This window comes from Streptomyces sp. WG7, assembly GCF_049975785.1.
GTDB lineage: Bacteria > Actinomycetota > Actinomycetes > Streptomycetales > Streptomycetaceae > Streptomyces.
The window spans coordinates 1-11,690 of the sequence record NZ_JBNGGE010000025.1; the positions used below are offsets into that span (position 1 = coordinate 1).

Annotated in this window: 12 protein-coding genes and 1 pseudogene; 8 read left to right on the forward strand and 5 right to left on the reverse strand. The window is 73.2% G+C overall.

From position 1 onward, the window contains the following. Positions 1-179: 179 nt before the first annotated feature. The 3 genes from ACP4J0_RS23060 to ACP4J0_RS23070 all read left to right on the forward strand — a co-directional run bounded on the left by ACP4J0_RS23060 (position 180) and on the right by ACP4J0_RS23070 (position 1,526). Positions 180-689 carry an NUDIX hydrolase gene (locus ACP4J0_RS23060; protein WP_426600563.1) on the forward strand — a complete coding sequence of 170 codons (510 nt, stop codon included), beginning with the start codon at positions 180-182 and terminating at the stop codon, positions 687-689. A gap of 91 nt (positions 690-780) precedes the next feature. Further along, a complete protein-coding gene (locus ACP4J0_RS23065) occupies positions 781-1,173 on the forward strand; it encodes a YidH family protein (RefSeq protein ID WP_426600564.1) in 393 nt (130 codons plus the stop codon). 2 nt (positions 1,174-1,175) lie between these two features. Continuing rightward, entirely contained in the window at positions 1,176-1,526 is a 351-nt protein-coding gene (locus ACP4J0_RS23070; protein ID WP_426600566.1) for a DUF202 domain-containing protein, read from the forward strand. Positions 1,527-1,632: 106 nt separating this feature from the next. On the opposite strand, the gene ACP4J0_RS23075 is transcribed toward ACP4J0_RS23070, so the two are convergent. After that, the gene (locus tag ACP4J0_RS23075; protein ID WP_426600567.1) at positions 1,633-2,565 is read right to left on the reverse strand and encodes an NADP-dependent oxidoreductase; all 933 of its coding nucleotides are present in this window, start codon (positions 2,563-2,565) and stop codon (positions 1,633-1,635) included. A gap of 73 nt (positions 2,566-2,638) precedes the next feature. Here ACP4J0_RS23075 and ACP4J0_RS23080 point away from each other — a divergent pair, with 73 nt between their 5' ends. The 3 genes from ACP4J0_RS23080 to ACP4J0_RS23090 all read left to right on the forward strand — a co-directional run bounded on the left by ACP4J0_RS23080 (position 2,639) and on the right by ACP4J0_RS23090 (position 5,351). Beyond that, positions 2,639-2,935, forward strand: a complete 297-nt coding sequence (locus ACP4J0_RS23080) for a hypothetical protein (RefSeq protein WP_426600568.1) — start codon at positions 2,639-2,641, stop codon at positions 2,933-2,935. A 169-nt stretch (positions 2,936-3,104) separates the two neighbouring features. Beyond that, positions 3,105-4,130, forward strand: a complete 1,026-nt coding sequence (locus ACP4J0_RS23085) for a phosphotransferase family protein (RefSeq protein ID WP_426600569.1) — start codon at positions 3,105-3,107, stop codon at positions 4,128-4,130. Positions 4,131-4,136: 6 nt separating this feature from the next. After that, the gene (locus tag ACP4J0_RS23090; RefSeq protein ID WP_426600570.1) at positions 4,137-5,351 is read left to right on the forward strand and encodes an acyl-CoA dehydrogenase; all 1,215 of its coding nucleotides are present in this window, start codon (positions 4,137-4,139) and stop codon (positions 5,349-5,351) included. A 54-nt stretch (positions 5,352-5,405) separates the two neighbouring features. On the opposite strand, the gene ACP4J0_RS23095 is transcribed toward ACP4J0_RS23090, so the two are convergent. The 3 genes from ACP4J0_RS23095 to ACP4J0_RS23105 are packed head-to-tail and all read right to left on the reverse strand — an operon-like array spanning position 5,406 to position 8,480. Then, positions 5,406-5,999, reverse strand: a complete 594-nt coding sequence (locus ACP4J0_RS23095; RefSeq protein ID WP_426518528.1) for a TetR/AcrR family transcriptional regulator — start codon at positions 5,997-5,999, stop codon at positions 5,406-5,408. Between the two features lie 22 nt (positions 6,000-6,021). Next, positions 6,022-7,713 (reverse strand): class I adenylate-forming enzyme family protein, encoded by a 1,692-nt coding sequence (locus tag ACP4J0_RS23100; protein WP_426600571.1) that lies wholly within the window; start codon positions 7,711-7,713, stop codon positions 6,022-6,024. Continuing rightward, entirely contained in the window at positions 7,710-8,480 is a 771-nt protein-coding gene (locus tag ACP4J0_RS23105; protein ID WP_426600572.1) for an SDR family oxidoreductase, read from the reverse strand. Before ACP4J0_RS23105 ends, ACP4J0_RS23100 begins: the two co-directional genes overlap by 4 nt. A gap of 175 nt (positions 8,481-8,655) precedes the next feature. On the opposite strand from ACP4J0_RS23105, the gene ACP4J0_RS23110 reads away from it, so the two are divergent. Further along, complete coding sequence (locus ACP4J0_RS23110; RefSeq protein ID WP_426600573.1) at positions 8,656-9,912, forward strand: exo-beta-N-acetylmuramidase NamZ family protein; 1,257 nt, start codon at positions 8,656-8,658, stop codon at positions 9,910-9,912. Positions 9,913-10,118: 206 nt separating this feature from the next. On the opposite strand, the pseudogene ACP4J0_RS23115 reads toward ACP4J0_RS23110, so the two are convergent. Continuing rightward, positions 10,119-10,772, reverse strand: a pseudogene (locus ACP4J0_RS23115) (penicillin acylase family protein); the annotation flags it as partial. Positions 10,773-10,993: 221 nt separating this feature from the next. On the opposite strand from ACP4J0_RS23115, the gene ACP4J0_RS23120 reads away from it, so the two are divergent. Next, entirely contained in the window at positions 10,994-11,599 is a 606-nt protein-coding gene (locus ACP4J0_RS23120; protein ID WP_426600574.1) for a hypothetical protein, read from the forward strand. Positions 11,600-11,690: the final 91 nt, after the last annotated feature.

The window sequence follows — 11,690 nt, forward strand, 5'->3', positions numbered from 1 at the left end:
CCCCCCCCCCCCGGCGGGGCGGTGCGGGGGGGGGGGGGGGGGGGTGGTGGGGGGGTTGCGCCCTCCCCCCCCCCCCCCCCCCCCCCCGCCCCCCCCCCCCGGCCGGTTGCGGGCATCGCCTGCCGGGGCCGGGCCCCGCAGCGGCGCCGAACCGGGCGGCCGCTGCTTGGATGGACGGCATGAGCGCTGCTGACGAGATCCTCGACATCGTCGACGAGAACGACCGCGTCGTCGGGCAGGCCCGGCGGGGCGACGCGTACGCCCGGGGGCTGCGCCACCGCTGCGTCTTCGTGTGGGCCCGGGACGCCCAGGGACGCGTCTTCGTCCACCGCCGTACGGCGACGAAGCTGGTGTTCCCCTCCCTGTACGACATGTTCGTCGGCGGGGTGGTGGGCGCGGGCGAGTCCTACGACGACGCGGCGCTGCGGGAGGCGGAGGAGGAACTGGGGGTGACGGGGCTGCCGCGCCCGGAGCACCTCTTCACGTTCCTGTACGACGACGGCGCCGGGCGGACCTGGTGGTCGGCGGTGTACGAGGTCCGCTGCGCGGGGCCGGTCGCCCCGCAGGCGGAGGAGGTGGCCTGGCACGGGTTCCTCGAGGAGGCGGAGCTGGAGCGGCGGCTCGGGGAGTGGGAGTGGGTGCCGGACGGGTTGTCGGCGTACGCGCGACTGCGTGCCCGTCGGGAGTGAGGCAGGAGGGCGGTCTGTTCCGCCGCCGGGGCGTTCGGGCACCCGCACAGGCCGCCGTAGGCGTGCCGCCCCCACCCGATAAGGTCCCCAAGTGATCGAATTCGTGCGGAACGCCCGGCTCTGGTTGGCGCCCGGAGAGATCCGGCGGGAGGGCGGCACCCCCGACTACCGGTTCTCGCTGGCGAACGAGCGCACCTTCCTGGCCTGGTTGCGCACCGCTCTCGCCCTGGTCGGCGGCGGGTTCGCGGTGGACCAGTTCCTGCCCGACCTGCGCTGGGGCTGGCGGGTGGGGCTGGCACTCGCACTGCTCGCGTCGGGCGCCCTGTGCTCGCTGCGTGCCGTGAACCACTGGGTGCGCTGCGAACGGGCCATGCGCCGCGGCGAGGACCTCCCCGTCTCGCGCTTCCCCGCCCTGCTCAGCCTGGTCGTCGCCGTGGTCGCCGTCGCGATGGTCGTCGTGGTACTCGTCGGCTGGGAGGGCTGAGCGTGGGCGCCGACGCGGGCGCGGACGCGGACGCCGCACCGGCCGGCCCGGAGCGCGACCCCGGGCTCCAGCCCGAGCGCACCCGGCTCGCCTGGCGCCGTACGACGCTGTCCGGCACCGTCGTCGCCGTGCTCGCCGGGAAGACCGCGCTGCACGGCGGCGCGACGCCCGCCTCGGTCGTCGCCGCCGCCCTGTGCTGCGCCCTCTGGCTGGCCTTCCTGGCCATCGCCCACGACCGCATCCGCACCCTCGCCTCGGCGAACCGGCCCCGCGCCCTGACCCCGCCGTACGCCACGGCGGCGGCCCTGTGCACGGTGGCGCTGGCGGTGTGCGGCGCGTTCCTCGTCCTCTAGGGGGCCGGGACCCGTTGGGGGCCGGGGACCCGCTAGGGGGCCAGGACCCGTTGGGGGCCGGGGACCCGCTAGGGGGCCGATACCGCTAACGGGCCGGGACCCGCCCCTACTCCCAGTCCACCGTCACCACGATCTTCCCCCGCGTCCGCCCCTCCTGGTTCCGCCGGTGCGCGTCCGCCGCCCGTTCCAGGGGGAACGTCTCCGACACGTGCACGGTCACGACCCCCTGCTCCGCCAGCTCGGCCAGCCGCGACAGGTCCTCGGCGTCGGGGCGTACGAAGCAGTACCGCCCGCCGTGGCCGACGACGTCCGTGTCGGTGATCGACGCCAGCCGGCCCGCGGTGGCCAGCAGGTTCGCCGAGACCCTCAGCGCCTCGCCGCCGACCGTGTCGAACACGGCGTCCACGCCCTCGGGCGCCAGCCCGCGCACCCGCTCGGCCAGCCCCTCCCCGTACGCCACCGGCTCCCCGCCCAGCCCGCGCACGAAGTCGTGGTTGCCCTCGCTCGCCGTCCCGATGACCCGCGCCCCCAGATGCCTCCCCAGTTGCACGGCGATCGAGCCGACCCCGCCCGCGGCGGCGTGCACGAGGACGGTCTCGCCCCGCTTCACCCGCAGCGCCTTCACCAGCACCTGGTACGCGGTCAGCCCGGCCAGCGGCAGCCCGGCGGCCTCCTCGTAGGAAAGGTTGCGGGGTTTGCGCGCGAGGGTGCGCACGGGCGCCGCCACGTACTCGGCGAAGGTCCCGCGGGAGAGGAAGTCCTCGCGGACGTAGCCGATCACCTCGTCCCCGGCGGCGAACTCCGTGACGGCGGCCCCGGGCCGCACCACGACCCCCGAGACGTCCCACCCCGGGATCACGGGGAAGACGGGCTGGAGGATCGCGTCGAGGTGGCCGTCACGGCACTTCCAGTCGACGGGATTGACGGCGGCGGCCCGCACCTTCACGAGCACCGAGTCGGGGCCGACGCGTGGATCGGGGACGTCCGCGTACTCCAGCATCTCGGGGCCGCCGTACCGTGCGTAACTGATCGCCTTCATGGCTCCGACCCTCCGGGGTACCCGGACGCCACGCAAGCCGAATGTCCGGATATACACCGTTAAGGTGAGCGCCATGACGACTCTCCACCAGGAACACACCGCCCACGACCACGTGCACGGCCCCGACTGCGGCCACACGCGGGTGCCCCACGGCGACCACGTCGACTACGCGCACGACGGGCACCTGCACCGCGAGCACGGCAGCCACTGGGACGAGTGCGAGCCCTCCGGGCACACCGCGCACGAGAGCCACGACCACCGGCACGGCGAGGGCTGCGGGCACGCGCGCGTGCGTCACGGCGACCACGTCGACTACCTCCACGACGGCCACCGGCACGCCGCGCACGACGGCCATTGGGACGACCACTGACCCACGGGCACTCCGCTCCGCCGCCCGCCCCGCCGACGGCTCCCGCGCCCCCGCGCCGGGAGCCGTCGGCACGCCGTGGCGCCGATCACGTTCCGCTCCCCCACTGGACGGCATACCGACTGGTCGGCATCATGACTCGGGTACTGTTCGCCTGCCCGTAGGAGCGACGATGAGCCCCGACCACCCGCCCGGACTCGATCTCGACCGGTTGCGCGGCCTGCTCGACCGCGAGCGGCCCGGCCTGGTGACCGGCCCGCTGTCCGGCCGGCTGATCGAGGGCGGACGGTCGAACCTCACCTACGCGGTCTCGGACGGTACCGCCCGCTGGGTCGTACGGCGCCCCCCGCTCGGCCACGTCCTGGCCACCGCGCACGACATGAAGCGCGAGCACCGCGTCATCAGCGCCCTGCACCCGACGAACGTACCGGTGCCGCGTCCCGTTCTCCTCTGCGAGGACGACGAGGTCATCGGCTCGCCCTTCTACGTCATGGAGTTCGTCGAGGGCACCCCCTACCGCACCGCCGAGCAGCTCGCCCCGCTCGGGCCCGAGCGCACCCGGGCCGCCGTGCTGAACCTGGTCGACACGCTCGTCGACCTGCACGCGGTGGACCCCGCCGAGGTGGGTCTCGCGGACTTCGGCCGCCCCGAGGGCTTCCTGGACCGGCAGCTGCGGCGCTGGGCCAAGCAGCTGGACGCCTCCCGCAACCGCGACCTGGCCGGCATCGACGAGCTGCACGCCACGCTCGGCCGGGAGCTGCCCCGCTCCCCCGCCGCGACCGTCGTGCACGGCGACTACCGCCTCGACAACGTCCTGATCGGCGGCGAACACGACGAGATCAGGGCCGTCCTCGACTGGGAGATGTCCACCCTCGGCGACCCGCTCACCGACCTGGGCCTGCTGGTGATGTACAGCATGCCGCTCGGCATGCCCGACTCGCCCGTCTCCACCACGGCGCAGGCCCCCGGCCACCCCGCCCCCGCCGAGCTGATCGAGCGGTACGCCGCGCGCTCGGGGCGCGACGTGTCCGCCGTCGCCTGGTACACGGCGTTCGCCTGGTTCAAGCTCGCCGTGATCCTGGAGGGCATCCACTACCGCTACACGCTGGGCCAGACGGTCGGCCGCGGCTTCGACCGCATCGGCGACCTCGTCCCCGTCTTCATCGAGCACGGCCTGACCACCCTTCAGAAGGGCTGACCCGCCATGGACTTCGCGTTCGACGCACGCACCGAGGAACTCCGCGCCAAACTGCTCGCCTTCATGGACGAGTACGTCTACCCCGCCGAGCAGGTCGCCCACGAGCAGCGCGCCCGGCTCGCCTCCCCCTGGGACACCCCGCAGGTCGTGGAGGACCTGAAGGCCGAGGCCCGCCGCCAGGGCCTGTGGAACCTCTTCCTGCCCGACGCCGAGCACGGCGCCGGCCTCACCAACCTCCAGTACGCGCCGCTCGCCGAGATCACCGGCCGCAGCCCGCAGCTGGCCCCGACGGCGACGAACTGCGCGGCTCCCGACACCGGGAACATGGAGGTGCTGGCCCAGTTCGCCGACGAGGCGCAGCGGAAGCAGTGGCTCCAGCCGCTGCTCGCCGGTGAGATCCGCTCGGCGTTCGCGATGACCGAGCCGGACGTGGCCTCCTCGGACGCCACGAACATCACCACGCACATCGAGCGGGACGGCGACGAGTACGTCATCACCGGCCGCAAGTGGTACATCTCCGGGGCGATGAACCCGGACTGCAGGATCTTCATCGTGATGGGCAAGACCGACCCGGACGGCGAGGACATCCGCCGTCAGCAGTCCATGGTGCTGGTGCCGCGCGACACGCCCGGCGTCACCGTCGACCGGGCCATGCAGGTCTTCGGGTACGAGGACCACTACCACGGCGGTCACGCGGAAGTGACCTTCGACCACGCGCGCGTGCCGGTCTCCAACCTGATCGGCGAGGAGGGCGGCGGCTTCGCCATCGCCCAGGCCCGCCTCGGTCCGGGCCGCATCCACCACTGCATGCGGCTGATCGGCATGGCCGAGCGGGCGATCGAGCTGATGTGCCGCCGGGCGGTGTCCCGCGAGGCCTTCGGCAAATCGCTGGCCCAGCAGGGCGTCGTGCACAACTGGATCGCGGACGCGCGCGTCACCGTCGAGCAGCTGCGGCTGCTGGTGCTGAAGACCGCCTGGCTGATGGACACGGTCGGGAACAAGGGCGCCCACACCGAGATCCAGGCCATCAAGATCGCCACGCCCCGCGCGGTGGTCGACATCATCGACCGGGCGATCCAGCTGCACGGCGCGGGCGGCGTGAGCCAGGACTTCCCGCTGGCCGAGCTCTACGCCGGTGCCCGGACCCTGATGATCGCCGACGGCCCGGACGAGGTCCACCAGCGGTCGCTGGCACGCCGGGAGATCAAGAAGTACCTCTGACCTTCTCTGACCTCTGAGCGAGGCGGCGCCCCCGGCACCCGGGGGGCCGTCACCTCACGGGCGCAGTGCCCGCAGCAGCAGGTCGGCCAGGTGGTCGGCGACCTCCTGCGGGCCGAGCGGGCCGTCGGGGCGGTACCAGGTGGAGAGGTGGTGGACGGAGCCGAAGTGGTAGTCCACCACCAGGTCGGCCGGGGACTCCTTGGTGAAGACGCCGGCCTGCTGGCCCTCCTCGATGAGCGCGCGGAAGCGTTCGTGGTAGCGCCGGCGCTCCGCGCGTACCTGCTTGTTCTTCTCCGGGCTCAGCTGGTGCATGGAACGGAAGAAGATCGACGCGTCGTCGAGGTTGTCGATGGTCGTGACGACGACGTCGGCCGCCGCCTCCCGTACCCGCTTCTCGACCGGCTCGTCGGATTCCGCGAAGGCGTCCAGGCGCTCCTGCTGGAGGCGCAGCACGCGCGCGTAGACCTCGTGCAGGAGGTCGTCCTTGGAGCCGAAGTAGTGGTACAGCGCTCCCTTGGTGACGCCGGCCGCCTCCACGATCTCCTGTACCGAGGTGCGGTCGTAGCCCTGCTCCGCGAAGAGCCGGGTGGCGGCGGCCAGGAGCCGCTGCGGCACCGGAGTGCCGTCCCCGTCCGTGGTCCTGGGCACTGCCGTCACCTGCCTTTCCTTTTCAGCGGCCGTTCAGTGGCCGTTCCTGTTCGTCCTGTCGCGTACGGGAACGCAGTTCCCGACGGAGGATCTTCCCACTCGCCGTCTTCGGCAGGTCGGGCAGGATCTCCACCTGGCGCGGGTACTTGTAGGCGGCCAGTCTCTCCTCGCAGTACGCGGCGAGTGCGTCCGGGGCCGCCTCGGCACCCGGACGGAGGCTGATGTACGCCTTGACGGTCTCCCCGCGGTACCCGTCGGGCACGCCGACGACGGCGGCCTCGCGTACCGCCGGGTGGGTGTAGAGGACGTCCTCGACCTCGCGCGGCCAGACCTTGAACCCGGCGGCGTTGATCATGTCCTTCTTGCGGTCGACGACGTAGAGCCACCCCTGGGCGTCCATGAAGCCGACGTCGCCGGTGCGCAGCTCGCCGCCGGGGAAGGTCTCGGCGGTGGCGTCGGGGCGCCGCCAGTAGCCGGGGACGACCTGCGGGCCGCTCACGACGATCTCGCCCTGTTCCCCGAAGGGCACCTCGGCGCCCTGCTCGTCGACGATCCGGACGACGCTCTCGGGGCCGGGCACGCCGACGGCGAGGGTTCCGGAGACCGGGTCGACGGGCGCCTCCAGGTGCGGCGGGACCGAGGCGCACGGCGCGGTGCACTCGGTCAGCCCGTAACCGTTGCGGATGTACGGCCCGAAGCCCGCGCGGAACTTCTCCACCAGGGCGGGCGGCAGCGGGGCGCCCCCGGAGGAGATGTTCGCGAAGGAGGCGAAGTGCCCGCGGGTGACGGACGGGTGGGCGGCCAGCGCCATGAAGGCGGTGGACGGGCCGACGGTGTAGTGCGGCCGGTGCTCGGCGAACGCGTCGAGCACGACGCCCGGCTCGAAGCGGTAGGCGAGGACGAGCGTGCCCGCGCTGTTCAGGCAGGCCCCGAACTCGCAGACCATGCCGGTGATGTGGAACAGCGGCGCCAGCGCGAAGTAGACCGGCGCCTCGGGCAGGCCGAGCCCGGTGCGCTGCCGTTCGGCGTTGTACATGATGTTGCGGTGCGTGTTGGTGGCGCCCTTGGGTGTGCCGCTGGTGCCCGAGGTGTAGCTGATGAGCGCGGTGTCGCCGGGCTCCGGGGCGCGGCCCTCGGGTGCCGGGTGACCGGCGCGGGCGGCCTGGGTGAGGTCGTCGGCGTCGGTGGCGCCCGGCAGCCGCTCGAAGGTCAGCACGCGCGCGTCCTGGCGGGTCTGGAAGTCCAGCTCGCACCCGGTGAGGACGATCCGTACGGGCGTGCCGCCCGCCGTCTCGCGCAGGTACGACTCCCAGGCCCGGTCGGAGCAGATCAGCGCGGCGACCTCGCCGTCCCGCAGGACGTGGCCGACCTCCCCCGACTTGTACATGGGATTGACGGGCACGACGACCGCGCCGGCCTTCCAGGCGCCGAGGACGGCGAGCACGAAGTGCGGGGAGTTCTGCAGCAGGACCGCGACCCGCTCGCCGCGCTCCAGGCCGCGCGCGGCGAGGTGCCCGGCGACGGAGTCGCTCAGCTCGTCCACCTCGCGGTAGGTGAGGCGGCCGTCGAAGTAGGCGAGGAAGGCGCGGTCGGGGGCTGCGGCCGCGGCCCGGCGCAGGGCGTGCACCAGGGAGGCCTCCGGGTCGAGCGGGGCCTTCTGGGCGTCGGTCAGCAGGTCCAGCCAGGGCCTGGCCGCGTAACGGGAGCCGGTCACCGGGCGGTCGCCTCCTCCCACTGCCGCTGGAGGCGGTTCATGCCGCGCAGCCAGCGTTCGGGCTCGGCGGCTCGGGCCTGGTAGTACGCGGCGACCTCGGGGTGCGGCAGGATCAGGAAGCGGTCCTCCTCGATGCCCTTGAAGAGGGCGTCCGCCACGTCCGCGGGTTCGACGGCGGTCGGCGCGAGCACCAGGTCGCCCGCGCTGCCGCTCGCGGTGAGCATGTCGGTGCGCACGCCCTGCGGGCAGATGGCGTGGACCTTGATCCCGCGGTGGCGGTACGTGAGCGACAGCCACTCGGCGAAGGCGTACGCGCCGTGCTTGGTGACGCTGTAGGGCGCGGCGCCGATCATGGTGAGGAGTCCGGCGGCCGAGACGGTGGAGACGAAGCGGCCGCTGCCGCGCTCCAGCCAGTCGGGGATCAGTTCGTGGGCCGCCCGTACGTGGGCCATGACGTTGACGTCCCAGGCGAGCGCCCAGACGGCCTCCTCGGCCGCCTGCGAACCGCCGGAGCCGACACCCGCGTTGGCGCAGTACACGTCGACCGTGCCGCCCAGCGCCTCACGCGCCTCGGCGACGATCGCGGAGGCGTCGCCCGGGACCGCGACGGCGCCGATCTCGTCGGCGACGGCCTTCGCCCGGTCGGCGTCCAGGTCGTTGACGACGACCCGGGCTCCCTCGGCGGCGAAGCGGCGGGCCAGCGCGGCGCCGATGCCGCCTCCCGCCCCGGTGACGACGACTCCGGCATCCTGCACGGCTTCCACCATCGGTCTCCTTCGACACGGCTGCGACGCCACGTGCGTGGGCCTGCTGCAACGCCAGACTAACCAGTCGGTATGTACGACGAAAGAGGTGAACCGGGGTCCGACTCGTTCCGTGTGGCAGGGAGCGCGGGTTAGCGTGCGTGCGCATGACACCCGCCGCGATCACGGAGGTCACCGCATGACGCTGTCCAGACGGACCCTGCTCGCCACCACGGCCGCGGTGGCGGCCACCACCACGGCCGTCGCGGCCGGCACGGCGCAGGCGGCGGCCGGGGGCCACGGCGGCCGCCGGCTCCGCACCGGCTTCGAGCGCCTCGCCGACGACGGCTACGCCCTGCTCGACGGGCAGAAGGTCGGCGTCGTCACCAACCCGACCGGCGTCACCCGGGACGTGCGTCACATCGTGGACGTCATGCACGCCGACGACCGCGTGGACCTGACCGCCGTCTTCGGCCCCGAGCACGGCTTCCGCGGCACCGCGCAGGCGGGCGGCTCCGAGGGCCGCCACGACGACCCCGCGACCGGCCTGCCGGTCTACGACACGTACCTGAAGAGCGGGCAGCCGCTCGCGGACGTCTTCACGGCGTCCGGCGTGGACACCGTCGTCTTCGACATCCAGGACGTCGGCGCGCGCTTCTACACGTACATCTGGACGCTGTTCGACTGCATGGAGGCGGCCCGGCTCGCGGGCAAGCGGTTCGTGGTCCTGGACCGGCCGAATCCGGTGACCGGGCGGGCGGCCCTCGGCCCGGTCCTGCACGAGGAGTTCGCGACCTTCGTCGGCCGCAAGCCCGTCGCGCAGGCGCACGGCATGACGGTCGCCGAGCTGGCACGGCTGTTCAACGGGGAGTTCCTGACGGCACCGGTGTCGCTGGAGACCGTGACGATGTCCGGCTGGCGGCGCTCGGAGTTCTACGACGCCGCCGGGCTGCCCTGGGTGCCGCCGAGTCCGAACATGCCGACGCCGGAGTGCGCCCTCGTCTACTCGGGCACCTGCCTGTTCGAGGGAACGAACCTGTCGGAGGGGCGCGGCACCACCCGCCCCTTCGAGCTGATCGGGGCCGAGGGCATCGACGGGGACTGGGCCGCCGCCGCGAACGCGCTCGGCCTGCCCGGCGTGCGCTTCCGGGAGGCGTACTTCGCGCCCACGTTCTCCAAGTTCCAGGGGAAGACCGTCGGGGGTGTGCAGCTCCATGTGCACGACCGGGCCGCCTTCGACCCGGTCCGCACCGGGATCGCCCTCCTGGTGACCGCGAAACAGACCTGGGACGGCTTCGCCTGGCGGTCGGACAACTGGATCGACAAGCTCACCGGCTCCGCCCGGGTACGCACGATGATCGACGCGGGCGCGGACACCGACGAGGTGGCGGGCGGCTGGGAGAGCGAACTGGCGGCGTTCCGAAGGACGCGCCGCCAGTACCTGCTCTACCGCTGACCCGGGCGCCGGCCGGTCACCGGCGGGACCTGGCCCCTGCCCCGACCGGTCCGCGCGACGCGCGACTCCCGCTTTTCCGGCGGGAGTCGTGGCCCGCTGCCGGCGACCGGTGAACTCCACGACCTGCCGGCGGGTCGACCGGGTGGCCGCCGGCGGTGTGCTCGCCGCCGGGGAGCCCATGACGGAGGCCGGCGCGGTCGGGTCGGTGCGGTCAGGTCGGTGCGCTCGAAGTGCTCGACGGTGCCGGCGTCGGTGAGGCCGTCCTTGTGGCCGGTCAGGACGTACTCGCCGAGAGCAGCGGCCCTTGGACCCGGCGGCGCCCGTCGTGGCCGGGCCGGCGAACAACGCCGCCCCCACGGACGCCTCCCGGGCCGCCGCGTGACCGGCGCCGGACTCGGTGCCGTAGCGGGTGGTGCCGGTGACGAGCGGCTCACCGGTCTTCTTGTCGCGGACGGTGGTCACGTCACCGCACCTGCGGCGAGGTCGGCACAGGGCCCGAGCCGGTCCTCGGCGTGGGCGGGCCGCGTGCCGAAGGCCTGGCTGACGAGGATCCGGGCGAGGGCGGCATCACCGTTCCGACCGGGTGGCGGGACGTCGGAACACCGGCCGCCTCAGTGGTCGTCGGCCATCGCTCCGGCGTGCTTTCCGGAGATCTTTTCGGTGTTCCTTCCAGTGGCGTTCCCGGCGGTCGTTTCTGCGGCTTTCTCCGAGGTGAGGCCCGTTCCGGTGGCCAGCGCGGGGGAAAGCGGCGCCAAAAGACCGGCGACGAGGGCGCATACGGACGCCCCCTTCAGGAACCCGTGGAAGCCGCGGGGAGTTCTCAGTCCGTCGAGGGCATTGCCTGGGGTGCACCGTGGCACGGCAGCTCCTCCCGACCGGGGACGAGCCGGACGTCACCGCCGGTATCCCCGAGTTGGAAGATGAACACGCGTCACTTTTCGGAGCGGGTGGAACGGCTTATGAGGGGCATCGGAAATCGGATGGAGCCGAATCGCGTGTCGATACGTCTATTCGGCGACGTCCTTACGACGACGCCGCAGTAACCGAAGTACAGGTGCAGGTGTGACGGAGGTGCAGGGCGATGGCCGGTTTCCGGAGTCTGGCGAGACAGGTCCGCGATCCGCGGTGCGACCTGGCGCTACGGCGCTATTCGCTGCGCAAGTGCCTTGAGCGGTTCGCTCCTTACGGGCACAGGGCGACCTGGGACCATCTGTGCTCCCGGGCCGGGTTCGGCCTCGAGGACCGCTCCCCCGACCCGGCGCGGCTCGTGGCCGCGCTGGAGGAACTGGAGGAGGCGCGTTCGGTGTGGCTGGCCTACGAGGCCGGGTTCGCCGAGCGGCGCAGGAAGGAGAAGCACGACGGGCTGCGCAGGCCGGGCAGCGTGGACGACTGGCACCGGCTGACCTGGGGCGGTTTCGGTGTCGCCTGGTGCGACGATCCCGCGGTCCATCCGGACGGGCCGCTGGCGGAGGTGCTGCGCCGGCTGATCTCCGCGCTGGAGCGCGAGCCGGGGGCGGTGTGCCCGGTCTGCGACGGGGGCCACCTGCTCTGGAAGTACGACCTCGACCACGAGCCGTCCACGGGCCCGGTCTGCGCGGACTGCGGCATCCTGGTCCCGCGCCCCGTCCTGACCCCCGAGGCACTGGCGGCCGCCAGACGGGGACGGCCGCTGCTCATGTCGGCCTAGGGGGCGCCCCGCCGTGCGACCCGGCGCCGGCGGGGCCCGGCCGCACGGCGACGGGTGTCGCCGCGCAGAACGCGCGAGGCGTGCTGTGCGG